Source organism: Tardiphaga sp. (assembly GCF_041424195.1).
Lineage (GTDB): Bacteria > Pseudomonadota > Alphaproteobacteria > Rhizobiales > Xanthobacteraceae > Tardiphaga.
Map to the genome: position 1 here is coordinate 76,485 of NZ_JBGMOE010000046.1, position 23,399 is coordinate 99,883.

The window sequence follows — 23,399 nt, forward strand, 5'->3', positions numbered from 1 at the left end:
GTAGAGCGAAGCGAAACCCATCCTACTGTCACCCGGTGCGCCGGGATGATGGGTTTCGCTTCGGCGCGATCGCGCCTGCGCTCTACCCATCCTACGGCATCACGTATTGGTCAGTGCGACCCGGTATTCAGCTTCGGTATTGGCCTTTACCTCATCGAGCGTCACGCCGTCGGCAAGCTCGATCAGGGCCATGCCGTCATTGCCGTGCTTGTCGATGGTGAACACGGCCAGATCGGTTACGACCATGTCGACAACACGCTCGCCGGTCAGCGGCAGGTTGCAGGTCTTCAGCAGCTTGGCGCCGTCCTTGGCGGAATGCTCCATGACCACGACAACGCGCTTGACGCCGGCGACGAGGTCCATCGCACCGCCCATGCCCTTCACCATCTTGCCGGGGATCATCCAGTTGGCGAGATCGCCATTCTGGGCGACCTGCATGGCGCCGAGGATCGACAGATCGATATGGCCGCCACGGACCATGCCGAAGGAGTCTGCCGACGAGAAATAGCTGGTGGTCGGCAGTTCGGTGACGGTCTGCTTGCCGGCATTGATGAGGTCCGGATCTTCCTCGCCCTCATAGGGGAACGGACCCATGCCGAGCATGCCGTTCTCGCTCTGCAGCTGAACGTCGACGCCTTCGGGAATGTAGTTCGATACCAGCGTCGGAATACCGATGCCGAGATTGACGTAATATCCGTCGCGCAATTCCTTAGCCGCGCGCGCTGCCATTTGATCACGGGTCCAAGCCATCGTTCTCTCCTGTTTTTGCTTTTGGCGGTTACGCGGGACGCTGACGCGAGGTCACTTTTTCGATCCGCTTCTTGCCGGTACCGACCTCGACAATGCGCTTCACGAAAATGCCGGGGGTGTGGACGTGATCCGGGTCGATCTCGCCGGCCGGCACCAGATGCTCGACTTCGGCAATGGTGATCTTCGCGGCAGTCGCCATCATCGGGTTAAAATTGCGGGCGGTCTTGCGGTAGACGAGATTGCCTGCGGTATCGCCCTTCCAGGCGTGCACGATCGCGATGTCGGCGAACAGACCACGCTCCAGCATATAGGTCTCGCCGTTGAATTCCATGGTCGGCTTGCCTTCCGAGATCAGCGTGCCCACGCCGGTCTTGGTGTAAAAGCCCGGAATGCCGGCGCCGCCGGCGCGAATGCGCTCGGCCAGCGTGCCCTGCGGGGAGAATTCGAGTTCCAGCTCACCGGCCAGATACTGCTGGGCGAACAGCTTGTTCTCGCCGACATAGGACGAAATCATCTTCTTGATCTGGCGGGTTTCCAGCAGGCGGGACAGGCCGATGCCGTCGACACCGGCGTTATTGGACACCACGGTGAGGTCCTTGACCCCGGAGTCGCGCAATGCGTCCGACAGGTCCTCAGCAATGCCGCAGAGGCCGAAGCCGCCGGACATGATCATCATGCCGTCCTTGAGAATGCCATCGAGTGCCGATTTGGCGTCGGGGTAGACCTTGTTCATGGGAATCGACCTGATGCAGGAATGCGCTGAGAACCCAGCGGGCGCGGGCGGCTATGTCGTGGATTATTAGGCGGAAACTCCGCGGCAGGTCAATCGCGGGGGACTGCGACCCCATCACCCCTGCTATGGCCTTGAAAGCGTCAAGAAAACCCTTCAAATTGAGGACCTTGGACGTGGGCGCACATGGATGCCGCCCCGCTATGTGTGACCACCAACCAACCCGGATAGTTCATTGACGAGTGCCCAAGGAATAAGACGCCTGGGGATGCCGATTGCGGCGCTCCTGGGTGTTGCGGTGATCGGGCTGTTCGCCATGTCGTGGTTGCTCAACCGCGATACGCTGCGCCATGCCGTGGAGTCGCAGATTCGCGCCGTGACGGGGCTCGACTTCGTCGTCAACGGCGCGGTGGATGTGTCGGTCTTTCCGGGCAGCTATGTCTCGTTTCACGATGTCGGCCTGAAGGGCGGCGGGTCGATCGATCCCGCTTTGACGGTCGATGTGCTGACGGCCAATCTGCGGCTGCTTCCGCTCCTGCTGCAGCGCTTCGAAATCGCCGACATGATGATGCTGCGGCCGCGCATCCGCGTGATCCGCGAAACCTCCGGCGACAGCAACTGGACCCCGTTCATCGAATCCATCGCCCGCACCATGAAGCCGGGCGCCGAGCAACCGCTGTCCTTCTCCGAAATCCGCATCCAGGACGGCGTGCTGCACTATCAGGACTCGCACAATAGCGAGCGTCTCAGCGACATCGACCTGTCGCTGGCCTGGCCATCCATCTCGCGCTCATTCGCTGCAACCGGCCAGTTCGACTGGCGCGGCGAGCGGATCGACGGCAGCCTCAGCGTGAGCGACTTCATTGCCGCACTGTCGGGCGAGCGCTCCGGCGTAAAGGCACGCATCGCCGGTGCGCCGATCAAGCTCGCCTTTGACGGCACTGTTGCCAACCGCGCCAGCCTCGTCATGGAGGGCACGCTGACCGCCGACAGCATGTCGCTCCGCAATGCACTGCGCTGGGTCGGCCAGGCGCCGCCCGGCTCCGGCGGTTTCGGCCGCTTTGCCCTCAAGGCGCGCGCCAGCCTGGTAGGCCCGTCGATTGCCCTCACCAACGTCAATGTCGAGCTCGACGGCAACAGCGCCGAAGGCGTCATGACCTACAGCAACACCGGCCGTCAGACGCTGCAGGCGACCTTGGCTGCCGGCGCGCTCGACTTCACGCCCTATGTATCCACCGTGCGACTGCTGGCCTCCGGCGCGCGGGACTGGAACCGGCAGTTGTTCGATCTGAACGCGCTGTCCACCACCGATCTCGACATGCGCCTATCGGCCGCCAAGGTCACCGTCGGCTCGTCCGTGCTCGGCCGTACCGCGCTCGGCGCCAACCTGCGCGGCGGCACGCTGGCGCTGTCAGTGGGTGAAGCGCAGATCTATGGTGGCATCGTCCGGGGGTCGTTCAACGTTGCGCATTCCGATGCCGTGGCTGACGTGAAAGCCCAGTTCCAGTTCAGCGATGTGGACCTGCAGGCCTGTGCCAGCGATCTGTTCGGCGTCAACAAGCTCACAGGACGCGGCAATCTCAGCATGATGCTGGAGGCCTCGGGTTCATCGCCGTTCGGCCTCGCGCAATCGCTCGACGGAACCGCGACGCTGACCGGTCATGACGGCGCCATCAGCGGCTTCAACGTCGAACAGTTGTTGAAGCGGCTGGAGCGACGTCCCCTGTCCGGCGCCGGCAATTTCCGCTCGGGTTCGACACCGTTCAACACGCTCAACATGTCCGTGAAATTCAATGACGGCATCGCCACCGCACAGGATATCCGGATCGATGGCCCGGCGGCAAAACTGACGCTGACCGGCACCGCGTCGGTGCCGTCGCGCGAATATGACTTCAAGGGCACCGCCAGCCTCAACCCGGCGGCCAACGGCACCGGCGGCTTCGAACTGCCTTTCGTGATACAGGGCCCGTGGGACGATCCGCTGATCTTCCCGGATCCGGAAAGCCTGATCCGTCGTTCGCCCGGTGCAGCTCCCCTGCTTGACGCCGTCAAGGATCGCAAGACCCGCGATGCGGTACGCTCGGTGATCGAACGTTTTACGGGTGTGCCCAAACAGACGCCGGCACCAGAGCCGGAAAAACCCGCCAATACGCCTGCGGCAGCAGCACCTGCGGATGCGGCACCAAAGGCGAACTGACTTTTGCCTTATAACGGCGCGGCGCTTTCGCCCCGGGCGCTCGACAATTTCGAGGCCAGCGATGCCAGTAAGATGACCACGGCGATGAAGCCGACGATCAGCGTGCAGATCGCGTTGATCTCCGGCTTCACGCCAAGACGCACTTCCGAATAGATCCGGATCGGCAGCGTCGCCGAACCAGGTCCTGTCGTAAAGCTCGCAATCACCAGATCATCGAGCGAAAGCGTGAAGGCCAGCATCCAGCCGGCAGCAATGGCCGGCCAGATCAGTGGCAGGGTCACGGCCAGGAAGGCGCGGAACGGGTCGCGGCCAAGATCCATCGCCGCTTCCTCGAGGCTCCGATCGATGCCCGCGAGCCGCGACTGCACCACGACCGTGACGAAGCACATGGTGAGTGTGGTGTGCGCGATGGTCACCGTGACGAAGCCGCGCCCGGCATCAAGCGCCACGAACAACAGCAAGAGCGACAGGCCGGTGATCACCTCGGGCATCACCAGCGGCGCGTAGAGCATCCCGGACATCAGCGCGCGACCGCGAAATCCCGCGCCACGCGTCAACGCAATCGCTGCCAACGTGCCGAGCAGCGTCGCCAGCGTTGCCGACACGACACCCACGCGAAGACTCATCCAGGCAGCATCGAGCATCGCACGATCGTTGAAGAATTCGGTGTACCAGCGCGTAGACCAGCCACCCCACACCGTCACCAGCCGCGAGGCATTGAACGAATAGATGACGAGAATGACGATCGGCAGATAGAGAAATGCAAGACCAAGCACCAGGGATGCGACGTTGAAGCGCGACAGACGAAGCGGATGCACGGCCATCAGCGTGCCTCCAGCTGGCGGCGCTGCAACCGGTCATAAATCAGCAGGGGGATCAGCAGCAGCCCGAGCAACACAATCGCGGTAGCCGACGCCACCGGCCAATCCTTGTTCGTGAAGAATTCGAGCCACAGCGTCTGGCCTATCATCAACGAGTTCGATCCGGCGAGCAGATCGGGAATAACGAATTCGCCCATGATCGGGATGAAGCACAGCAACGCGCCGGCACCGACACCGCGAAAGGACAAGGGAACTGTTACCAGCCAGAACGCGTCAATGCGCGAGACGCCGAGATCGGCCGCGGCTTCGATCAGCGACGGGTCCTGTTTCGCCAGCGTGGCATAGAGCGGCAGGATCATGAAAGGCAGATAGGAATAGACGATGCCGAGATACATGGCACTGTCGGTGGACAGCCACACGACTGGCGTCGATACAATATGCAACGCAAGAAGTATCTTATTGAGCAAGCCGTCATGCTGCAGGATGTTGATCCAGGCATAGATACGGATCAGGAACGAGGTCCAGAACGGCACGATCACCAGCATCATCGCGATGCCTTGCCAGCGGCGGGGTAGACGCGCCATGCCATAGGCGATGGGATAACCGACCGCGAGCAAGATCAAGGTCGATACCACCGCGACGAGAACACTGCGCAGATAGGATGCAAGATAGAGATTGTCCGAAACGAGCAATCGGAAATTATCCAGCGACAGCGCGGCAAACGAGGCCTTCAGGCCACCGATTCCCTCGGACAGTCCGAACACCGGCATATAAGGCGGCTGCGCAATCGCTGTCTGCGACAGGCTGATCTTCAGCACGAAGCCGAACGGCACCAGAAAGAACAGCACCATCCAGACGTAAGGCGGGATCGCAGCGAGGCGCGCCGGCGCCGTGAAGATGCGACGCGCGCTCATTGAACCAGCACCACGCAATCATCGGGAGCAAACCATGCCGCGACGCGCTCCCCCATCGAATAGGAATCGACATCGAGCCGTGCGGTGTTGGCGAGAGCCACCCGCAATGTCGCACCGCGGTCGAGTTTCACTTTATAGAGCGAACGACCGCCGAGATAGCCGACATCGGCGATGACACCCTCGAGGCTGTTCATCGCACCGCTATTGACCAGGTCTGTCGCCGGTCCACGCCGTGACAGCCTGATCTTTTCCGGGCGGATGGCAACGCAGATGACTGCATCGCCGACAGGCTGTCGCGGCTCGATCGCGAATAGCGTTCCGACATCGCGGCCGGCAATGGTCAGGCGATGGCTGTCGCGGTGCGTGATGCCGCCTTCGATGATGTTGACGTCGCCGACGAACTCCGCGACCCAGCGCGATACCGGCGCCTCATAAAGCTGCCTCGGCGTCGCCACCTGCTGCAGGCGGCCGCCATTCATGACGCCGATGCGGTCGGCCATGGTCATCGCCTCCTCCTGATCGTGGGTGACGATCACGAAGGTGGTGCCAAGCTGGCGCTGCAGCGTCATCAACTCGACCTGGGTCTCCTCGCGCAGTTTCTTGTCGAGGGCCGCGAGCGGCTCATCGAGCAGCAACAGCTGCGGATGTCGCGCCAGCGCCCGCGCGAGCGCCACGCGTTGTTTCTGACCGCCCGACAATTGATCCGGTCGGCGTTTCTCCAATCCCTGGAGTTTGACCAGCGCCACCATCTCGGCCACCCGCGTATCGATGCCGAGACGCGTCAAGCCAGCATTCTTGAGACCGAAACCGATATTGTCGCGCACATTGAGGTGCGGAAACAGTGCGTAGTTCTGGAACATCATGTTGACGGGCCGCTGATGCGGCAATACCGCAGCGATGTCCTCGCCGTTCAGCTCGATCTTCCCGGTGTCCGGCGCTTCGAAACCGGCCAGCATGCGCAGTAACGTGGTCTTGCCACAGCCGCTCGGCCCGAGCAGCGCGAAGAATTCACCGGCCTTGATGTCCAGAGAGAGATTGTCCACTGCGCTATGCGCGCCGAATGCCTTGGTGACGCCGTCGATCCGCAGCAAGGGCGTGGGATAGGCGATAACCGGCGCATCATTGGCGACCGGGTCCGCGATTGTCGCAGTGAGATTCGTCATAACGGCAAGCTAACCGCGGAACGCCGCGGGCTCAACAGCATCAGCGCTTCTCAACGGTCTGTCGCTCAACCAGCCTTGCGAGCGACAGAGGTCGCGGCAATCCGTCCAACCAACCCGGCATATTGCGCAATGGGGGCAGGACGCCCGATAAAGTAGCCTTGTACGCCATCGCAGCCTTCGCTGGCGAGGAAGCAGAGTTGCTCGTGTGTTTCAACACCCTCCGCAACGATCGCGACGTCGAGGCCATGGCCAAGCCCGATGACCGCGCGCACGATGGCGGCGGACTGCGGATTGAGCCCCAGATTGATCACGAAAGCACGGTCGATCTTGATCTTGTCGAACGGGAATGCCTGCAGATAGGTCAGCGAGGAATAGCCGGAGCCGAAGTCGTCCATCGAGATGCGCACACCGAGCGCCTTCAATCGCCGCAGCAACGCGACGCCACGATCGAAATCCTCGATCAGCACGCCCTCGGTGATTTCGAGCTCAAGTCGCCCGGGCTGCAGGCCGGTTTCCAGCAGGATCGAATGCACGAGGCTGACGAGATCGCCGTGCATGAACTGCGCGGGCGACAGGTTGACCGCGATCTGGAGCGGTACCGGCCACGAGGCAGCCTCAAGGCAGGCCTGGCGCAGGATCCACTCGCCCATCTCGACAATGAGGCCACTTTCTTCGGCCAGTGGTATGAAGTCTCCGGGCGGCACGAAGCCGCGCGTCGGATGAATCCACCGCGCCAGCGCCTCGAAGCCCGTAATGTCGGCATCGACGATGGTCTGGCCGGCACGCGCCTGGGGCTGATAGTGCAGCGACAATTCGCCATTGCGGATTGCGGCCGAGAGATCCTGATGCAATACGCGACGGTCGCGCAGTTGCTGGTCCATTTGCGGTTCGAAGATGCTTATCGAACCACGCGACTGCGACTTGGCCCGGAACAGCGCCGCGCCGGAATTCGCCAGCAACGCGGCCGGGTCATGGCCGTCGCGCGGGAACAGCGAGATGCCCGTGGTAACGCCTGTACGCACCGACTTGCCGTCGATGGGGAATTCCTCCGCAAGGGCCGCGGCGATCCTCTGTGCGATCAACAGCCCGGCCGCGGGCTGCACGCCGTCGATGATTACGCCGAACTCGTCACCGCCGAGTCGCGCCAAGACTCCGCCGCCGACGGCTGCATCGATACGACGCGACACCTCGACCAGCAGCTTGTCACCGATACCATGGCCGAAGACATCGTTGACCTCCTTCAAGCCGTCGAGATCAATCGACAGCACCGCGAATTCCTCGGACGTCTCGCTGCAAGCGTCGATCATCTGCGACAGGGCCTGCAAGAAGGCCGGGCGGTTCGGCAAATCGGTCAGGCCGTCGTGATAGGCCATATGCGCCATCCGCGCCTCGGTCTGGCGGCGGTCGGTGACATCCTCATGGGTCTTGATCAGATATTGCGGCTCGCCTGCTTCGTCGAGCACGGTGACCCGCCGTGTCAGAAACAGCCGCAATCCGTCGCGCGTGCTGATCGGATGCTCTTCCGCAATCGGTGTACGACTTCTGATCGCGGCCTGGTCCCGGCTGACGATCAGCTTCGCTTCTTCCGGGCGAAGCATTTCGGGAACGGTCAGACCGATAGCGTCTTCGCGCTTGCGCCCCAAAATGACCTCTGCGCCACGGTTGGCGAACAGATAGCGGCCGGTGGTGATTTCCTGCACCATCAGCGAAACGGGAATATTGTCGAGCACCGTTTCAAGGAACTTCTTGGTGCTTTCCAGTTCCTTGGACAGCGACTTCCGGTCGGTCACGTCCTCGAACAACGCAATCAGGAATGCCGGCTCGTTGCGTTCGTTGAGGGCAATCACGCGATTACTATCCAGCGTGCGGATCTCCGTACCGCGCTCGACGTTGAGTTCGCTGCGGCACTGGCTGTGTGTTTCCACCGCCAGGGCATCGGCTTCGGCGATTGCCGTTGCGGATCTTGCCGAAAATATCTGGTCTGCTCGCTTGCCGACGATCTGATCGCGCGAGAGACGAGAGAAGGTCTCGAAAGCGCGATTGGCGAAGATGTAGCGGCCATCATCAATGGTCTTGGCGGCAACGCAGATCGGAACGTGATCGAGGACGGATTCGAGGAACTGCTTGGTGGTCGCAAGCTCGCGTTGCAGGAACCGTTGCTCGGTGCAATCCTCGTGGATACCGATCGCGCCGCCATTGGGAAGCCGGCTGAACTTGACGTGAATGGATTGGCCACCGGGCATCTCGGCGATGTATTCGCCGGAGGGAACGCTCTGCTCGTAAAAGCTCTGGGTGGCCAGATCGAGCTTACCGCGCTGACGGCGTAATTCACGCAGTCTCGGGCCCGTGATATCCTTGGTGATGTCGGCGCGCGTCAGGTCGTAGATTTCAAGATAGCGATCGTTGCAAAACACGACCCGCTTCTGGGCATCGAGCATCACGATGCCCTGGCCGAGATGATTGAGAGCGGACCCGACAAACGCATTGCGGCGCTGCTGTTCGTGACGCACATTGCGCAGCGCCGAAGCGACCCACAGCACAATGGCAACAAGAAATGCCAGCACGACAAATCCGCCGATGAGGATCTGCCAGATCATTTGCGGGTCGAGTTCACTGATATAACTGACCGCCGGGGATTGCGCGTGGACTCCGGCAACGCCGCCGAGAAGGCACGCGACCGCGATGACGGACACTGCCGCCTTGCTGTCTGATCGCCCGATCTTGCCAGTCATTACACACCCGCGTATTCGCAGCGTGAGTGTTTGGTTACAGGTATGTGGATCAGGTAAATGCGTGGCGTCGCAACTGCAGAATGCGGCGAAAATTGGTGGTAATTGGCTGTGATGCTTAATGTTTTACTAATGCGCCACATCCGCAAGGTTGGACAGCGGATGACCAGCGCAGCAAACTATCGGACGCGACATGGACAAGGTTGAATGCGTGGTGGTTGGCGCCGGCGTCGTGGGCCTCGCGATCGCCCGGCGAATGGCGGAAGCGGGACGCGAGGTCATCGTGCTGGAGGCCGCGGACGCGATTGGTACCGTGACCTCGTCGCGCAACAGTGAGGTCATTCATGCCGGCATCTATTATCCGGCCGGCAGTCTGATGGCGCGGCTCTGCGTCGCCGGAAAACAGGCTCTCTATGATTATTGCCGGGATCGTGGCATCCCACATCGCAACTCCGGCAAACTGATCGTCGCTACGCGCCCCGAAGAGATAGCCAAACTGGCATCAATCAAGGCGCACGCCGAAGCCAATGGCGTCGCTGACCTCGAGGAAATATCCGGGGCCGAGGCGCGCGCGCTGGAGCCGGCACTGGCGTGCGAAGCCGCGTTGTTGTCGCCCTCCACCGGCATCGTCGACAGCCACAGCTATATGTTATCGCTGCGCGGGGAAGCAGAAGCGGCGGGTGCGGCCTTCGCGTTCCTGGCACCACTGGAACGCGGCCGGGTCACTGCCGGCGGTTTCGAACTGGATGTCGGCGGTGAGGCGCCGATGACGCTGGCCTGCGACATGCTGATCAATTCAGCCGGCCTGTCCGCGACGGCGATCGCACGCATGCTCGACGGCATGCCGCTTGACCTGATACCGCCCGCCTATCTGGCCAAGGGCTGCTACTTCAGCTGCAATGCGAAAGCACCCTTCTCGCGGCTGATCTATCCCGTGCCGGAACCGGGCGGCCTCGGTGTGCATCTCACGCTCGATCTGGCTGGCCAGGCGCGTTTCGGCCCCGACGTCGAGTGGGTGGATCACATCGACTACACGGTCGATCCGGCACGCGGAGAGCGGTTCTATCCGGCCATCAGGCGCTACTGGCCGAGTCTGCCGGACGGCGCATTGATGCCGAGCTATTCCGGAATGCGCCCGAAGATCGTGCCGCCCGCAGTCGCGGTGCAGGACTTCATGATCCAGGGTGCCCAGACCCACGGCGTACCGGGCCTGATCAACCTGTTCGGCATCGAGTCACCCGGGCTGACATCATCTCTGGCCATCGCGGACTACGTGGCCGAAATGGTGGGACACTGAGTGCGAAAGGTTGCAGGCGAAGCGATCCAGGCCAACCGAATAACTGGATGCTTCGTCGCAAACCTATCGCGGGATCAGGGCAAGACGTCACCGCACCTACGTGAAAGCAGTGACGTAAACGGCGATGTTGATGCTGTGATTTATCGTTCGCTGTTAGTGCAGCCGTTAATCAGTGCAGCGTTTCGCTGGCGCCGTTTTTGAGACGCTGGATTTCGTCTCTGACCATCAGTTTTCGACGCTTGAGTTCGACGATGCGGAGATCGTCGGTGGACAGGTGCACGAGTGCGTCGTGCAATTCGCTTTCGAGAACCTTGTGTTTGCGTTCCAGTTCGACGAGATGCGCCTGTAGTGCCATTCGAAAACTCCTCGGTAGGATTGAACCTCAGGACTCGTTCGGTTGGACCGTGAATTCTACATGACAGTGGACATCTGTCGATGGGTCTTGAAAAGTGTATTTTGGATTTCGTGTATCGTTCGAAACGAATCGTGACCTGATCACGCCGCAAAACCCGGAACCGAACGGCTTGCGCGGTGCGCCTGCACCGGCGATAGTCATGTGAGAAATCCCTCGCAAATGATTTGCGAAGCCAGTCAGCTAGAAACATGAATGACGACGAAGATCGCGAACTTCCGTTAGAACTCGCCAGATTACAGCAGGAACATCGCGACCTCGACGCCGCCATCGATGCTTTGCAGCATTCACCGGCACCGGATCTTTTGCGGCTGCAACGGTTGAAGAAGAGAAAGCTTCAGCTGAAAGACAGAATCTCTTTCATCGAAGATCAGATCACCCCGGATATTATTGCCTGAGACAACGCGTCGCACCGTGGCTGTGGGTTGAAGAACGGCCATGACTGCGAACTCAACGCGCTATGACGATGGATCGGCTTTCTTTGCCTTGCGGTGACGGCAGCGGGATGGGCCATGAACTGGCCAATCCTGAAGCTTCTGCTGCGCGACTGGCCGCCATTGTTCTCGCGCGGTATCGCCGGCACCGCCGCCGGACTGATACTGGCCGGCATCGCAGTGTGGCGCGGTGAGAGCTTGCTCCTGCCGCGGCACATCGTTCCCCGCCTGCTGTTCGCATCCTTCACCAACGTCTTTGCCTGGATGGGCTGCGCCGCCGTCGCACTGAAGACACTGACCATCGGTGAAGGCGCGCTAGTCGTCTACACGATGCCTATCTGGGCGACATTATTTGCATGGCCGATCCTCGGCATACGGCCGACGCTGCGTGATGCTGCGGCCCTTCTACTCGGTCTCGCAGGACTTGCTCGCTGATCTATATGACTCTGGGCCCGATGGGCGTTTGCTACCTGACCTGGTTTGCAACGCTGCGCCGGCTGCCGCCCGCGACGGCGGCCATGGGTACCGTGATCGTACCGGTCATGGGTGTGATCGGGGCTGCGGCACTGCTCGGCGAACCGCTGGGGCTGCGCGAACTGATCGCCATGACGCTCACGCTGGGCGGCGTGACGCTTGCACTGCGCAGGCCAGCCAGGCGGCCTGAGAGGAGCGGAACGGGGCGTGACCACAAACGAGGCGCTGCCCGAACTTGACAAAAAGAACAAAATGAGAACAAGCTTGCGGCGAGATTAATCGACTCGTGAGGGCGCCATGGCCGACATCACCTATTACGTCGCACTGCCATTCCTGCACGACGACTCTGGTTCGCCGGCCGCCGGTGCCGCCGAGGAATGTCAGAGCGCGTCCGGCGCCATCCGTCGCGCCGAACTATTGTCCCGTGCACCGGGCTCGATCGGCGCACTGGCCTTCAGCCGTACCGGCGATCCAATGATCGGCGAGTTCGGCGACGCCCAGGTGATCCGCGCCTTTGGCGAAGTGCCCAGCGACCTCAGCGCATTGTAAAGGCGCCAACTCCGACGATTTACCGGCTATATTTTCGCACGTCGCGCGGTCTTGCGCAGAGCAAAGCCAAGGCGATTAGGAATGTCGAGCAGGAAGTCGGTTGCGGCCGAAGCGCGCAATTCGGCAATCTTCGCCCGTGCTTCAGCCAGGTTGCGCCTCCAGCCTCCGGATCGTCAGCACAGCCGCAGGCGCACGGCTTTTCGGCAGCGATACCAAGGCCTTGGGCCCTTGCAAGGCAGGCGGCATGGAGCGTTTGACCGACATTGTGGCTGGCGCTCGGGTTTTCTTTTGCATGGGATTTGTTACAAGGCTAGCCAGTCTTCACCAAGACGAGATCATGTTTGCCACGCTCCTTGCCATGCAAGGAGACGACCTTGTATTTCCAGTCTATCTTTCTGGATTCGCGAAAGAAAACACGGAATGCCCGCGCCCGTCGCCATCATCATGGGAAGCCAGTCGGACTGGGAAACCATGCGCCACGCCGCCGAAACGCTGACCGCGCTCGGCGTCGCCCATGAGGCGCGCATCGTCTCGGCCCACCGGACCCCCGATCGGCTGGTCGCGTTCGCCAAGGGCGCCAAGGCCGCTGGCTTCCAGATCATCATCGCCGGTGCGGGCGGCGCGGCGCATCTGCCCGGTATGGCGGCAGCGCTGACCGAACTGCCGGTGTTCGGCGTACCCGTGGAATCCAAGGCGCTTTCAGGTCTCGATTCGCTATATTCGATCGTACAGATGCCGGGCGGCATTCCCGTCGGTACGCTGGCCATCGGCAAGCCCGGCGCCATCAATGCCGCGCTGCTTGCAGCGTCCGTATTGGCTCTGCATGACCATGCGCTGGCGACGAAACTCGCCGCCTGGCGAAAAGCGCAGACCGATGCAGTGGCTGAAAAGCCGGAAGGTGCGGCGTGAGTGCCGTGGTGACGAAGGTCCTCAAGCCCGGCGATACGATCGGCATTCTCGGCGGCGGCCAGCTCGGCCGCATGTTGGCGATGTCCGCAGCACGCCTCGGCCTCCGCTGTCAGGTTTTCTCACCGGATCCGGACTCACCGGCTTTCGATGTGGTGCAGAACGCGACATGTGCTGAATATGCTGATGTCGAGGCGCTCGAACTGTTCGCCAATGATTGCGACGTCATTACCTACGAATTCGAGAACGTGCCGGCTGCCACCGCGATGATCCTCGACGCGCGGAGCCCGGTTCTGCCCGCGCAGACAATCCTGGAGACCACGCAGGATCGTCTGGCCGAGAAGGATTTTGTGACGTCGCTGGGTATCGGCACGGCCGCTTACGCAGGCGTTGCGAATGCTGGCGAGCTTCATGCAGCGGTCAAGAAGATCGGTCTGCCAGCCGTCATCAAGACGCGGCGCTTCGGCTATGACGGCAAGGGCCAGGCGATCATCCGTGAGGGTGACGATCTCGATCAGGTCTGGAACGATCTCGGCACCAACTCCGCGATCCTCGAAGCCTTTGTGCCTTTCGAACGCGAGGTCTCGGTCATCGCTGCACGCGGCGCCGACGGCCATGTCGAATGTTTCGACGTCACCGAAAACGAGCATCGCGATCACATCCTGAAATTCTCCTATGCGCCCGCGCGCATTTCCGACGCGCTTGCCGCGAAGGCACGCGAGATCGCCGAGAAGATCGGCACCGCACTGGGCTATGTGGGCGTCTTTGCCGTCGAACTGTTTGTCGTGCCGGGCCAAAAGGACGCAATTGACGGCGCGACGCTTGTCGTGAACGAAATTGCGCCGCGGGTGCACAATTCCGGCCACTGGACGCTCGATGGCGCTTCGGTGTCGCAATTCGAACAACACATCCGCGCCATCGCCGGCTGGCCGCTCGCCAAACCCGTTCGCCATGGTCAGGTCACCATGATCAACCTGATCGGCGACGACATTCTCGACTATGGCAAGTGGCTCACCGTCCCCGGCGCCACCGTGCATCTCTATGGCAAGGGTGCGCCGAAGCCCGGCCGCAAGATGGGCCATGTGGTTGAGGTGAAGCCGGCGACATAACGAGCCGGCTTCACCTTCGCGTTCGTCAGGTGGTCGCCTTGCCTTGCACCACGCCAGTGGGCTCGTCACTCAGCCAGCGATAGATCGCGCCGCCGAGAACACCACCAACCAGCGGCGCCACCCAGAACAGCCACAACTGCTGCAGTGCCCAGCCGCCAACAAACAATGCTGGCCCGGTGCTGCGCGCCGGATTCACCGACGTGTTGGTGACCGGAATGCTGACAAGATGGATCATCACCAGCGCAAGCCCGATCGCCAGCGGCGCGAAGCCCGCAGGCGCCTTACCATGGGTGGAACCCATGATGATGAACAGGAACATCATGGTCATCACCACTTCCATGATGAAGCCGGCCACCAAGCTGTATTTGCCGGGCGAATGATCGCCGTAGCCGTTCGAGGCAAAGCCCTTGGCAAGGTCGAAACCGGCAGCGCCGCTGGCAATGACATACAACACGGCCGCACCTGCAACCGCACCGACGACCTGTGCAATCACATAGGGAAGAATCTGGCCGGCCGGGAAACGTCCGCCCGCCGCAAGGCCCACGGTGACCGCAGGATTGAGATGACAACCCGAAACGTGGCCGATGGCATAGGCCATGGTCACGACGCTGAGGCCGAAGGCCAGCGAGACGCCGACGAGACCGATACCGACCTGCGGAAATGCGGCCGCGATCACTGCACTGCCGCAGCCTGCAAATGTGAGCCAAAAGGTACCGATCAACTCGGCCGCGTATTTTTTCCCATTCATCATGCTCTCCCGGTCAGAATCGGCGTCCCGGCTGAGTCGCCACGGGGATTATGCGTCCGTGCTCCAATACCTGTCGAGACAGGGAACCTGCCCTATCCCCCACCAGAGAAAACTCGGAAACACACGTCGCTTTCCCCGCCCAAGAGGTTAAAATGACCACGCCGCAAGGTGGACATTCGCTATTTCATCTGGTACATCGGCGCCCTTGAGGTTAAGGGCATGGCCTTTGTCGGCCCTTCGCTTTACCGAAATTCAAATCCGATCAATTGAGAAGAGGATGCCGCGTGCAGGTTCTCGTTCGCGATAATAACGTCGACCAGGCTCTCAAGGCGCTGAAGAAGAAGATGCAGCGCGAGGGTATTTTCCGCGAGATGAAGCTCCGCGGCCACTACGAGAAGCCCTCTGAGAAGAAGGCTCGCGAGAAGGCTGAGGCTGTGCGTCGCGCACGCAAGCTGGCTCGCAAGAAGCTGCAGCGCGAAGGCTTGCTGCCGATGAAGCCCAAGCCGGTGTTCGGCGCGGGTCCTGGCGCCGATCGTGGCGGCCGTCCCGGCGCAGGCGCTGCTCCGCGCGCACCGCGCTAAGCTCGCTTCATCATTTGAGTTCGATAACGCGGGCGCAAGCCCGCGTTATTTTTTGCGCAGTCGCTTTTTGCGCGGGCTAGCCCCTTGGGCGCGTGGATCTTGATCGGGTGCATTTTGCCCGATGTCGCGCTACCAATAGGTCATTGGTGGCTGCGTGAGATTTGCCCTGCATGGAATGTCCCGTCCGCAAGTCCTCGTCCCGCTTCGGCGCCCGCGGCCTTACCGCGATTGCGCTTGCCGTTGCGAGTCTGTGCAGCACCGGCTGCTCGTTCAACCTGTCGTCCCTCACGCCAGGGTCCGACAGGGACGAACCGAAGACGACCGCCGTGGTGCCTCCGTCGCCCGCGAATTCCGGCAAGACCAATCCACAGGATGCGCAGATCCACGCTGCACGCGCGCAGGCACTCGCACAGTCCGGCAAACCTGACGACGCGCTGCTGGCCTTCAATCAAGCCCTCGACCTCGATCCGCACAACGCGCAGACCTTCTACCAACGCGGGCTGCTCTATCAGTCCGAGAAGAAGTACGAATTCGCCATCGCAGATTTTACGTCAGCCAACGGCCTGACGCCGCAGCAGGCCGATCCCTTGCTCGGCCGCGCGCAATGCTATCTCGCACTCGGCAAGAACCAGGAAGCCGCAGCGGATCTCGACGAGGCTTCGCAGGTGGCGCCGGGCAATGCGCAGGTCTGGCTGACCCGCGGCGCGACCTATGAGAAGCTTGGCGACAAGGCCAAGGCTGCGGACTCCTACAGCCGCGCTGTCGTCCTGCGCCCGAAGGACGATGCCGCGCGCAACGGCCTCACCCGCATGGGTGGGCGCGCGGGCTAACCAAGGCTTGAGGGGGCAGGCTGGCGGCAAGACCGCGTCGCCCTGCAAGCGTGAAAGCGACGCGCAGACAATCCACCGCTTCCCTTACCGCTCGAACGGGTGCGGGATGACCGAATTGAACACCGACTTCGCCGCAGACAGCACGTCTTCGGCCACGTTGGTGCGCTCAGGTCGCGGCGTCGCAGCGGCATTCGCCTGCAGATCCATCGGCTGCGCTGCGGGGATTTCACCGGGCGGACGTATGCGCCGCACCTCGGAAGGCTCGGACTGCGGCGAAGGCATCGGATCGAACTTCTCGACGCTTGGCGTCGCCACCATGATCGGCGGAGGCAGCTGCTGCATCGACGGAGGGGAGACAGTCCGTGCGGCTTCCTGCACGCGCGGCGCCTCCGGCGCACGCGGGGTCTCCGGCGTACGGGCAGCTTCCAGGGGGCGCGGCTCGCTGCGATTCAGGCGCTCGATGGCGGCACGGGCGAGATCGTTGGCGTCGCGGCGTTCATCGGCGCTGGCATTGGCCGCCGGTACAGTCCCCACGGTGGCAGGCACGGGCCCAGGTGTGGCCGGAGCTGGCGCGGCTTTGACCGCAGCTTTCTCGCGCAAGACCGGCTGATGACGGCGCGACTCAGGAACACTGACCGTTTCGGGCTTTTCGATGCTGGCCTTCTCGACCACCGGCTTGTCGCCGGCCTTGGCCGGGGCCGATTCAGGCAGATTGGCGAGGTCGGCAGAATTCTCGGCGGGCTTGGCCGTCGCTGCCTTGGTGTCAGGCTTCGGCGCCGCAGGCGTCGATGCAACAGCCGCAGCGGGCCGATCCGGGTTCGCCTTCGGGATGATGTAGTGATTGACGATATAGGCACCCACGATCGTTGCCAGAATTGATGGCAGGATATCGATGGTGAACTTCGAGAGATATTTCTGCAGCATGGACCGGCCTCTTCCCCGACCTGCTTCATGCTGGGAATTTGAGGCTGATTCAGGGATCAATCGCGACAGATCGAAGGCAAAGTTCCAATCCGTCGCATTGAAATGTTTCCGGCGGTCCTCAGCCGGCTACACAATGAACCGGCAATCGCTGGAGACCGATAAGGTTAAGCTTTCTTGACCTCGACCTCGAGGAACACGATTTCCTTGTCGGTCTCGTTCAGCACGTCATGCTCGATGCCGGCCTTGCGGAAATAGGACTTGCCGGTGGTGATCGGCGCCTGCGAACGGGTGCCGTCCGGAGCAACGATGGTCATCACACTCGTGGTGATCGGCACGATCACATAATCCATTCCGTGAGTATGGCGGCCAGTCGCCGCGCCGGGCGCGAGCCGCCATTCGGTGACGCGAACTTCGGGTGTGTCCTGCTGAACGTCGGACTGGGCAGCGAGCATCGTCTTATTCTCCAAAGTGGTCACGGCACGAACACCATGAAGATGAATACCGCAAACACCACCAAATGAACCAGCCCAAACAGGATGTTGGTGCGCCCGGTGCCAAAGGTCAGCATGCTCAGCACGAAGGTCATCACCAGCAAAACCATCTTCTGCGTGCTGAGACCGAGTACCAGTTCCTTGTTCAACGCATAGGCCGCCACTGCAACCGCCGGTATCGTCAGTCCAATGGTGGCAAGCGATGAACCGAGTGCAAGGTTGATGCTCTTCTGCAGATCGTTGCCGCGTGCCGCCGAAATGGCGGCGACGCTTTCCGGCAGCAGGATCAGCAGCGCTACGAGGATGCCGGCAAAGGCTTCCGGCGCGCCGACCCGTTCGATGCCGGCATCTACCACCAGCGAGAATTTCTTCGACAGCAGCACCACCGCCACCAACGAGACCAGCAGCAAAATGGCGCTGAAGGCCAGAAGACGGTTGGAAACATGCCCGCCTGCATCGCCCTCGTCATTCCCGTCAGCGACGAAGTAGTCCTGATGCCGGATGGTCTGTGTGTAGAGAAACACCGCATAGAGCATGATGGTGGCGACGCTGACAAAAGCGAGCTGCGCGTTCGAGTAGAAAGGTCCCGGGGTGGTCAGGGTGTAATTCGGCAGGATCAGCGTGGTCGTCGCCATCACAATCAGCACACTGAGATAGATATTCGACCCCGTGACCTGGAAATCCTGCTCACGGTAACGCAAGCCCCCGACGAGGATGCAGATGCCGACCAACCCGTTGCAGACGATCATCACCACTGCGAAGACAGTATCGCGCGCCAGCGTCGGGACGGCCTTGTCGCCCAGCATGATGGTGGCGATCAGCGCCACCTCGATAATGGTGACGGCCAGTGTCAGCAACAGCGTGCCGAACGGTTCGCCGATCCGGTGCGCGATAACTTCAGCATGATGCACAGCTGCGAACACCGTGCCAAACAGGACAACCAGCAGCAGCACAGCGAATGCGATGCCGGCGAGCGACTGCGTGAAACCGATCCCGAGCGAGGGAATGGACGTCGCAAGAAAAAGCAAAACGGCCAGCGCGGGGAATATCCAGGACGACCTGGGTATGGGATGTGCCGACATTGAGCAAATATCCTCGTTGCGACCATATCGACGACAAGCGAAACGCAGCCATGCCACTTCCGCGATCGATTACGCGGCTGCGTGATGCCGCCTCGCCAAGCGGCTGATGATGCGTATAATTGCGCTATCACCCGAAGGTGAGATTGCAAGAAAGAGGGAGAGGAAGCGAGATGTTTTCACATGTCATGATCGGCACCAATGACTTGGATGCCGCGAAAGATTTCTATGACAAGCTGCTTGGCACGCTGAGCGTCCCGCCTGCCGTGGTCGACCGTCACCGGATCTTCTATCGCACCAAGACCGGCACCTTCTCGGTGTCCAAGCCGATCGACGGCAATTTCGCCACGCCGGCCAATGGCGGCACGATCGGCTTCAATGCCAAATCCACCGAAGAGGTCGATGCCTGGCACGCAATGGGCCTCGCCAATGGCGCCACCACCTGTGAGGATCCCCCGGGCGTGCGCGACATGGGCGGCATGAAGCTCTATCTCGCTTATCTGCGCGACCCGGTCGGCAACAAACTCTGCGCGCTTCACCGCGTAGCCTCGTGATGCGCGGGCGCTGACGAACGGCCATAAAAAACGCCCGGCCTTTCAGCCGGGCGTTTTCACGAGGACCGTCAGTGCGAGTTACATTGCCTTGACAATATTCTCAGTCACCTTCTTCGCATCACCCAGCAGCATCATGGTATTGTCGCGATAAAACAGCGGGTTATCGATGCCGGCATAGCCGGAAGCCAGCGAGCGTTTGATGAACATCACAGTGCCGGCCTTCCAGACCTGCAGCACCGGCATGCCGTAGATCGGCGAGCTCTTGTCGTCTTCCGCCGCCGGATTGGTGACGTCATTGGCGCCGATCACGAAGGCGATGTCAGCCTGTGCGAATTCCGAATTGATGTCCTCGAGTTCGAACACCTCGTCGTAAGGCACGTTCGCTTCGGCGAGCAGCACGTTCATATGTCCGGGCATGCGGCCAGCAACCGGGTGAATGGCGTATTTCACCTCGACGCCTTCCTTCTTCAGCGTATCGGCCATTTCTCGCAGCGCGTGCTGGGCCTGGGCCACCGCCATGCCGTAGCCGGGCACGATGATGACCTTCTGCGCGTTCTTCATGATGAAGGCCGCATCGTCAGCCGAGCCGAGCTTGGCCGGCTTCTGCTCACCCGAACCACCACCGGCCGCTGCGGTCTCGCCGCCGAAGCCGCCGAGGATGACCGAGATGAAGGAGCGGTTCATCGCGTGGCACATGATGTAGGACAGGATCGCGCCCGACGAGCCGACCAGCGCGCCGGTGATGATCAGCGCCGAGTTGCCCAGCGTGAAGCCGATGCCTGCGGCGGCCCAGCCCGAATAGGAGTTCAGCATCGAGATCACAACCGGCATGTCGGCGCCGCCGATCGGGATGATCAGCAGCGCGCCGAGCACCAGCGCGAGGACGGTGATGAGCCAGAAGTCGGCGGCACTGCCCGAACGCACCAGACCGAAGATGAAGAACACCAGCGCCAGGCCGAGTGCGATATTGATGATGTGACGCGCCGGCAGGATGATCGGCGCGCCGCTCATGCGGCCGGACAGTTTGGCGAATGCAATGACCGAACCGGTGAAAGTCAGCGCGCCGATGGCGACGCCGAGCGACATTTCAACGAGGCTCGCGCCGACGATCTTCTTGGTCACCGGATCTAGAATGCCGAAGGCTTCCGGCGCGTAGAATGCGCCGGCAGCGACCAGCACCGCGGCCATGCCGACCAGCGAGTGGAAGGCGGCGACCAGTTCGGGCATCGAGGTCATCGGCACGCGCTTGGCGATGACCGCACCGATGCTGCCACCGATGGCAATGCCGAGGATCACCAGAATCCAGCCGAGCGCATCGGCCGGCGGATGCGCGGCCAGTGTGGTGCCCACGGCGATGACCATGCCGGCCATGCCGAGGAAATTGCCCTGTCGGCTGGATGCCGGGCTGGACAGCCCCCGCAGCGACAGAATGAAGAGAATGCCCGCGACGAGATAGAGCAGTGCGGCGAGATTGGCGTTCATCGGGCTGCCCTTACTTCTTTTTCTTCTGGTACATCGCAAGCATGCGTTGCGTGACCAGGAAGCCGCCGAAAATATTGACGCATGCAAAGATCAGCGCGACGAAACCGAAGCCGCGCGCCAAGGCGCCGCCGCTGCCGACCATATGGACGCCGACCGCGAGCAGTGCGCCGACCACGATCACCGAAGAGATCGCATTGGTCACCGACATCAGCGGCGTATGCAGCGCGGGCGTCACCGACCACACCACGAAATACCCGACGAACACGGCGAGCACGAAGATCGAGAGCTGAAATACGAACGGGCTGACCAGCGAGGCATGATCCATGGTGGTGCTCCTTACGCGGTCTTCGGCTGGAAGTTCGGATGAATGACGGCGCCGTCCCTGGTCAAAGCCGTCGCCTTGACCAGTTCGTCGTCCCAGTTCACCGCAAGCGTCTTGGTCTCTTTGTTGACCAACGTTTCGATGAACGAGAACAGATTGCGCGCATAAAGGCTCGACGCCGAGGCGGCGACACGGCCGGCGACATTGGTGAAGCCGACGATCTTGATGCCGTTCACGTCGACCACTTCACCGGCCTTGACGCCCTCGACATTGCCGCCGCGTTCGACCGCGAGATCGACCAGCACCGAGCCGGGCTTCATCGACGCCACCATCTCGGCGGTGACCAGACGCGGCGCGGGCCGGCCCGGTATCAGCGCGGTAGTAATGATGATGTCCTGCTTCTTGATGTGCTCGGCGGTGAGCGCGGCCTGCTTCGCCTGATATTCCTTGGACATTTCCTTGGCGTAGCCGCCAGCGGTCTGCGCGTTCTTGAATTCCTCGTCTTCCACCGCGAGGAATTTCGCGCCGAGACTTTCGACCTGCTCCTTGGTGGCCGGACGCACGTCGGTCGCGGTGACCACGGCGCCGAGACGGCGTGCGGTCGCGATCGCCTGCAGGCCGGCGACGCCGACGCCCATCACGAACACCTTGGCGGCCGGGATGGTGCCGGCCGCGGTCATCATCATCGGGAAGGCGCGACCGAAGCTCTCGGCGGCCTCGATCACGGCGCGGTAGCCGGCGAGATTGGCCTGCGAGGACAGCACGTCCATCACCTGCGCGCGGGTGATGCGCGGCATCAGCTCCATTGCGAAAGCCGACACGCCGGCATCGGCCATGGCCTTCAGCGCCGCGTCGTTGCCATAGGGATCCATGATCGCGATCACCAGCGCACCGCGCTTGTAACCGGCGAGTTCGGACGCCTCAGGACGCTTCACCTTGATGACGATATCGGCGTCTTTTACCGCATCGGCGCTGATCGTAGCGCCGACAGCCGTGTATTCCGAATCCGGCAAGCCGGACTTGAGGCCGGCGCCGGGCTCGATAGCGACATCGACACCGAGCGCCTTGAACTTCTTGACCGTGTCGGGCGAGATCGCCACGCGCGGTTCAGACGGATCGATTTCCTTGGCAACGGCAATCTTCATGGGGCCTCCGGCGGCGCAAGGCACGCGCGTGAGCAAACAGGACAGGACGCCACCCGAGCCGGGCGGCGCAATCGGCGACAGATCAGGTAAGGAAGATGCCCATCAGGGCCACGATGGCGACGACGCCGATGGTGCCCCACTTCACCAGCATGAGAAAGCCTTCATAGGTCTGCTCATGGGCCGGATAGTCGTTGCCATCGGCCGTGGTGTAAGCGACTTCGCTGTGATCGGACATCAGGGTCTCCCGCCTCGTATTTCGTATGTTGCCACGGAATTAGCGCAATTGGATATGGAGAGCAACGGCGACTGGCATACCACGGCAATCTTTGCATACCGCAGTGCACACGACCGCGCTATGCGGGCCAGTTATCGCGAATCCAGCGGGTGAGACTCGCTTCGCTGACTTCGCCGGCAGCGAGGGAGAGAATGATCGACGTAGATTGCGCGGGATCTGGACTGAACGCGACGCGATTCTTATCCAAGAAAATCATCATGCTCATGAACGCGATACGCTTGTTGCCGTCCACGAACGCATGGTTCCTCGCGAGCCCATAAGCATAGGCCGCGGCCAGTTCGGCTAGCTCCGATCGCTCGTAACGCCACTTGTTGATTGGCCTCTCAAGCGCAGAGCGTAGCATGCGCTCATCATGCAAGCCCGATGCCCCGCCAAAGCGGCGCAACTGCTTGCTATGAATGGCAATCGCCTGCTCATAGGTGATCCACCGGGGCTCGATCGGGGCGGTCATTTTATGGTTTCG

Annotated in this window: 27 protein-coding genes; 11 read left to right on the top strand and 16 right to left on the bottom strand. The window is 61.7% G+C overall.

All coding sequences use genetic code 11. From position 1 onward, the window contains the following. Positions 1 to 99 precede the first annotated feature (99 nt). Entirely contained in the window at positions 100 to 750 is a 651-nt protein-coding gene (locus ACEK02_RS06985) for a 3-oxoacid CoA-transferase subunit B (RefSeq protein ID WP_371421070.1), read from the bottom strand. 28 nt (positions 751 to 778) lie between these two features. Next, a complete protein-coding gene (locus ACEK02_RS06990; protein ID WP_371421071.1) occupies positions 779 to 1,483 on the bottom strand; it encodes a CoA transferase subunit A in 705 nt (234 codons plus the stop codon). A gap of 265 nt (positions 1,484 to 1,748) precedes the next feature. On the opposite strand from ACEK02_RS06990, the gene ACEK02_RS06995 reads away from it, so the two are divergent. Beyond that, on the top strand, positions 1,749 to 3,677 hold the full coding sequence (locus tag ACEK02_RS06995; protein ID WP_371421072.1) for an AsmA family protein: 1,929 nt from the start codon (positions 1,749 to 1,751) through the stop codon (positions 3,675 to 3,677). Positions 3,678 to 3,685: 8 nt separating this feature from the next. Here the strand turns inward: ACEK02_RS06995 and ACEK02_RS07000 are convergent, their stop codons facing one another. The 4 genes from ACEK02_RS07000 to ACEK02_RS07015 all read right to left on the bottom strand — a co-directional run bounded on the left by ACEK02_RS07000 (position 3,686) and on the right by ACEK02_RS07015 (position 9,307). Next, positions 3,686 to 4,501 (bottom strand): ABC transporter permease, encoded by an 816-nt coding sequence (locus ACEK02_RS07000; RefSeq protein ID WP_371421073.1) that lies wholly within the window; start codon positions 4,499 to 4,501, stop codon positions 3,686 to 3,688. Beyond that, positions 4,501 to 5,412, bottom strand: coding sequence for an ABC transporter permease (locus ACEK02_RS07005; RefSeq protein ID WP_371421074.1), 912 nt, complete (start codon positions 5,410 to 5,412; stop codon positions 4,501 to 4,503). The genes ACEK02_RS07000 and ACEK02_RS07005 overlap by 1 nt, the downstream gene beginning before the upstream one ends. Then, on the bottom strand, positions 5,409 to 6,575 hold the full coding sequence (locus tag ACEK02_RS07010; RefSeq protein WP_371421075.1) for an ABC transporter ATP-binding protein: 1,167 nt from the start codon (positions 6,573 to 6,575) through the stop codon (positions 5,409 to 5,411). Before ACEK02_RS07010 ends, ACEK02_RS07005 begins: the two co-directional genes overlap by 4 nt. Before the next feature lie 65 nt (positions 6,576 to 6,640). Next, positions 6,641 to 9,307 (bottom strand): EAL domain-containing protein, encoded by a 2,667-nt coding sequence (locus tag ACEK02_RS07015; RefSeq protein ID WP_371421076.1) that lies wholly within the window; start codon positions 9,305 to 9,307, stop codon positions 6,641 to 6,643. Between the two features lie 190 nt (positions 9,308 to 9,497). Here ACEK02_RS07015 and ACEK02_RS07020 point away from each other — a divergent pair, with 190 nt between their 5' ends. Further along, the gene (locus ACEK02_RS07020; RefSeq protein ID WP_371421077.1) at positions 9,498 to 10,601 is read left to right on the top strand and encodes an NAD(P)/FAD-dependent oxidoreductase; all 1,104 of its coding nucleotides are present in this window, start codon (positions 9,498 to 9,500) and stop codon (positions 10,599 to 10,601) included. Between the two features lie 169 nt (positions 10,602 to 10,770). On the opposite strand, the gene ACEK02_RS07025 is transcribed toward ACEK02_RS07020, so the two are convergent. Next, complete coding sequence (locus tag ACEK02_RS07025) at positions 10,771 to 10,956, bottom strand: YdcH family protein (protein WP_371421078.1); 186 nt, start codon at positions 10,954 to 10,956, stop codon at positions 10,771 to 10,773. Positions 10,957 to 11,204: 248 nt separating this feature from the next. On the opposite strand from ACEK02_RS07025, the gene ACEK02_RS07030 reads away from it, so the two are divergent. The 6 genes from ACEK02_RS07030 (at position 11,205) to ACEK02_RS07055 (ending at position 14,485) form a co-directional block, all read left to right on the top strand. Beyond that, positions 11,205 to 11,411, top strand: a complete 207-nt coding sequence (locus ACEK02_RS07030) for a YdcH family protein (RefSeq protein ID WP_068728782.1) — start codon at positions 11,205 to 11,207, stop codon at positions 11,409 to 11,411. Between the two features lie 114 nt (positions 11,412 to 11,525). Next, the gene (locus ACEK02_RS07035; RefSeq protein WP_371421079.1) at positions 11,526 to 11,882 is read left to right on the top strand and encodes an EamA family transporter; all 357 of its coding nucleotides are present in this window, start codon (positions 11,526 to 11,528) and stop codon (positions 11,880 to 11,882) included. Positions 11,883 to 11,887: 5 nt separating this feature from the next. Next, complete coding sequence (locus tag ACEK02_RS07040; RefSeq protein WP_371421080.1) at positions 11,888 to 12,160, top strand: EamA family transporter; 273 nt, start codon at positions 11,888 to 11,890, stop codon at positions 12,158 to 12,160. A gap of 58 nt (positions 12,161 to 12,218) precedes the next feature. Continuing rightward, positions 12,219 to 12,470 carry a hypothetical protein gene (locus tag ACEK02_RS07045; protein ID WP_068728784.1) on the top strand — a complete coding sequence of 84 codons (252 nt, stop codon included), beginning with the start codon at positions 12,219 to 12,221 and terminating at the stop codon, positions 12,468 to 12,470. Between the two features lie 420 nt (positions 12,471 to 12,890). Then, positions 12,891 to 13,379, top strand: a complete 489-nt coding sequence (purE, locus tag ACEK02_RS07050) for a 5-(carboxyamino)imidazole ribonucleotide mutase (protein ID WP_371421081.1) — start codon at positions 12,891 to 12,893, stop codon at positions 13,377 to 13,379. A gap of 8 nt (positions 13,380 to 13,387) precedes the next feature. Next, positions 13,388 to 14,485, top strand: coding sequence for a 5-(carboxyamino)imidazole ribonucleotide synthase (locus tag ACEK02_RS07055; RefSeq protein ID WP_371421082.1), 1,098 nt, complete (start codon positions 13,388 to 13,390; stop codon positions 14,483 to 14,485). A gap of 25 nt (positions 14,486 to 14,510) precedes the next feature. On the opposite strand, the gene aqpZ is transcribed toward ACEK02_RS07055, so the two are convergent. Then, a complete protein-coding gene (gene aqpZ, locus ACEK02_RS07060; RefSeq protein ID WP_371421083.1) occupies positions 14,511 to 15,233 on the bottom strand; it encodes an aquaporin Z in 723 nt (240 codons plus the stop codon). Between the two features lie 284 nt (positions 15,234 to 15,517). On the opposite strand from aqpZ, the gene rpsU reads away from it, so the two are divergent. Beyond that, positions 15,518 to 15,814: a 30S ribosomal protein S21 gene (gene rpsU, locus ACEK02_RS07065; RefSeq protein ID WP_371421084.1), complete on the top strand. Its 297-nt coding sequence runs from the start codon at positions 15,518 to 15,520 to the stop codon at positions 15,812 to 15,814. Positions 15,815 to 15,984: 170 nt separating this feature from the next. Next, entirely contained in the window at positions 15,985 to 16,644 is a 660-nt protein-coding gene (locus ACEK02_RS07070; RefSeq protein ID WP_371421085.1) for a tetratricopeptide repeat protein, read from the top strand. An 84-nt stretch (positions 16,645 to 16,728) separates the two neighbouring features. On the opposite strand, the gene ACEK02_RS07075 is transcribed toward ACEK02_RS07070, so the two are convergent. The 3 genes from ACEK02_RS07075 to ACEK02_RS07085 all read right to left on the bottom strand — a co-directional run bounded on the left by ACEK02_RS07075 (position 16,729) and on the right by ACEK02_RS07085 (position 19,141). Continuing rightward, complete coding sequence (locus ACEK02_RS07075; protein ID WP_371421086.1) at positions 16,729 to 17,568, bottom strand: hypothetical protein; 840 nt, start codon at positions 17,566 to 17,568, stop codon at positions 16,729 to 16,731. A gap of 164 nt (positions 17,569 to 17,732) precedes the next feature. Beyond that, entirely contained in the window at positions 17,733 to 18,020 is a 288-nt protein-coding gene (locus tag ACEK02_RS07080; protein WP_371421087.1) for a cupin domain-containing protein, read from the bottom strand. Positions 18,021 to 18,040: 20 nt separating this feature from the next. Beyond that, positions 18,041 to 19,141 (bottom strand): calcium:proton antiporter, encoded by a 1,101-nt coding sequence (locus ACEK02_RS07085; RefSeq protein WP_371421088.1) that lies wholly within the window; start codon positions 19,139 to 19,141, stop codon positions 18,041 to 18,043. Between the two features lie 170 nt (positions 19,142 to 19,311). Between ACEK02_RS07085 and ACEK02_RS07090 the strand changes: the two genes are divergently transcribed. Next, a complete protein-coding gene (locus tag ACEK02_RS07090; protein WP_371421089.1) occupies positions 19,312 to 19,692 on the top strand; it encodes a VOC family protein in 381 nt (126 codons plus the stop codon). A 78-nt stretch (positions 19,693 to 19,770) separates the two neighbouring features. On the opposite strand, the gene ACEK02_RS07095 is transcribed toward ACEK02_RS07090, so the two are convergent. From ACEK02_RS07095 to ACEK02_RS07115, 5 genes are all read right to left on the bottom strand, one after another. Next, positions 19,771 to 21,174, bottom strand: a complete 1,404-nt coding sequence (locus ACEK02_RS07095; protein WP_371421090.1) for an NAD(P)(+) transhydrogenase (Re/Si-specific) subunit beta — start codon at positions 21,172 to 21,174, stop codon at positions 19,771 to 19,773. 10 nt (positions 21,175 to 21,184) lie between these two features. Then, positions 21,185 to 21,499 carry a proton-translocating transhydrogenase family protein gene (locus tag ACEK02_RS07100; protein ID WP_371421091.1) on the bottom strand — a complete coding sequence of 105 codons (315 nt, stop codon included), beginning with the start codon at positions 21,497 to 21,499 and terminating at the stop codon, positions 21,185 to 21,187. An 11-nt stretch (positions 21,500 to 21,510) separates the two neighbouring features. Beyond that, positions 21,511 to 22,641: a Re/Si-specific NAD(P)(+) transhydrogenase subunit alpha gene (locus tag ACEK02_RS07105; RefSeq protein ID WP_371421092.1), complete on the bottom strand. Its 1,131-nt coding sequence runs from the start codon at positions 22,639 to 22,641 to the stop codon at positions 21,511 to 21,513. An 82-nt stretch (positions 22,642 to 22,723) separates the two neighbouring features. Next, a complete protein-coding gene (locus ACEK02_RS07110; RefSeq protein WP_092145749.1) occupies positions 22,724 to 22,876 on the bottom strand; it encodes an aa3-type cytochrome c oxidase subunit IV in 153 nt (50 codons plus the stop codon). Positions 22,877 to 22,994: 118 nt separating this feature from the next. Next, positions 22,995 to 23,387, bottom strand: coding sequence for a type II toxin-antitoxin system death-on-curing family toxin (locus ACEK02_RS07115; protein WP_371421093.1), 393 nt, complete (start codon positions 23,385 to 23,387; stop codon positions 22,995 to 22,997). Positions 23,388 to 23,399: the final 12 nt, after the last annotated feature.

Coding starts and splice junctions, on each gene's coding strand:
- ACEK02_RS07005 (WP_371421074.1), bottom strand. CDS start 5,412: ATGAGCGCGCGTCGCATCTTCACGGCGCCGGCGCGCCTCGCTGCGATC.
- ACEK02_RS07090 (WP_371421089.1), top strand. CDS start 19,312: ATGTTTTCACATGTCATGATCGGCACCAATGACTTGGATGCCGCGAAA.
- ACEK02_RS07020 (WP_371421077.1), top strand. CDS start 9,498: ATGGACAAGGTTGAATGCGTGGTGGTTGGCGCCGGCGTCGTGGGCCTC.
- ACEK02_RS07085 (WP_371421088.1), bottom strand. CDS start 19,141: ATGTCGGCACATCCCATACCCAGGTCGTCCTGGATATTCCCCGCGCTG.
- ACEK02_RS06995 (WP_371421072.1), top strand. CDS start 1,749: ATGCCGATTGCGGCGCTCCTGGGTGTTGCGGTGATCGGGCTGTTCGCC.
- ACEK02_RS07025 (WP_371421078.1), bottom strand. CDS start 10,956: ATGGCACTACAGGCGCATCTCGTCGAACTGGAACGCAAACACAAGGTT.
- ACEK02_RS07010 (WP_371421075.1), bottom strand. CDS start 6,575: ATGACGAATCTCACTGCGACAATCGCGGACCCGGTCGCCAATGATGCG.
- ACEK02_RS07105 (WP_371421092.1), bottom strand. CDS start 22,641: ATGAAGATTGCCGTTGCCAAGGAAATCGATCCGTCTGAACCGCGCGTG.
- ACEK02_RS07015 (WP_371421076.1), bottom strand. CDS start 9,307: ATGACTGGCAAGATCGGGCGATCAGACAGCAAGGCGGCAGTGTCCGTC.
- ACEK02_RS07045 (WP_068728784.1), top strand. CDS start 12,219: ATGGCCGACATCACCTATTACGTCGCACTGCCATTCCTGCACGACGAC.
- ACEK02_RS07040 (WP_371421080.1), top strand. CDS start 11,888: ATGACTCTGGGCCCGATGGGCGTTTGCTACCTGACCTGGTTTGCAACG.
- aqpZ (WP_371421083.1), bottom strand. CDS start 15,233: ATGAATGGGAAAAAATACGCGGCCGAGTTGATCGGTACCTTTTGGCTC.
- ACEK02_RS07100 (WP_371421091.1), bottom strand. CDS start 21,499: ATGGATCATGCCTCGCTGGTCAGCCCGTTCGTATTTCAGCTCTCGATC.
- ACEK02_RS07075 (WP_371421086.1), bottom strand. CDS start 17,568: ATGCTGCAGAAATATCTCTCGAAGTTCACCATCGATATCCTGCCATCA.
- ACEK02_RS07030 (WP_068728782.1), top strand. CDS start 11,205: ATGAATGACGACGAAGATCGCGAACTTCCGTTAGAACTCGCCAGATTA.
- purE (WP_371421081.1), top strand. CDS start 12,891: ATGCCCGCGCCCGTCGCCATCATCATGGGAAGCCAGTCGGACTGGGAA.
- ACEK02_RS07115 (WP_371421093.1), bottom strand. CDS start 23,387: ATGACCGCCCCGATCGAGCCCCGGTGGATCACCTATGAGCAGGCGATT.
- ACEK02_RS06985 (WP_371421070.1), bottom strand. CDS start 750: ATGGCTTGGACCCGTGATCAAATGGCAGCGCGCGCGGCTAAGGAATTG.
- ACEK02_RS07095 (WP_371421090.1), bottom strand. CDS start 21,174: ATGAACGCCAATCTCGCCGCACTGCTCTATCTCGTCGCGGGCATTCTC.
- ACEK02_RS07070 (WP_371421085.1), top strand. CDS start 15,985: ATGGAATGTCCCGTCCGCAAGTCCTCGTCCCGCTTCGGCGCCCGCGGC.
- ACEK02_RS06990 (WP_371421071.1), bottom strand. CDS start 1,483: ATGAACAAGGTCTACCCCGACGCCAAATCGGCACTCGATGGCATTCTC.
- ACEK02_RS07080 (WP_371421087.1), bottom strand. CDS start 18,020: ATGCTCGCTGCCCAGTCCGACGTTCAGCAGGACACACCCGAAGTTCGC.
- ACEK02_RS07000 (WP_371421073.1), bottom strand. CDS start 4,501: ATGGCCGTGCATCCGCTTCGTCTGTCGCGCTTCAACGTCGCATCCCTG.
- ACEK02_RS07110 (WP_092145749.1), bottom strand. CDS start 22,876: ATGTCCGATCACAGCGAAGTCGCTTACACCACGGCCGATGGCAACGAC.
- ACEK02_RS07035 (WP_371421079.1), top strand. CDS start 11,526: ATGAACTGGCCAATCCTGAAGCTTCTGCTGCGCGACTGGCCGCCATTG.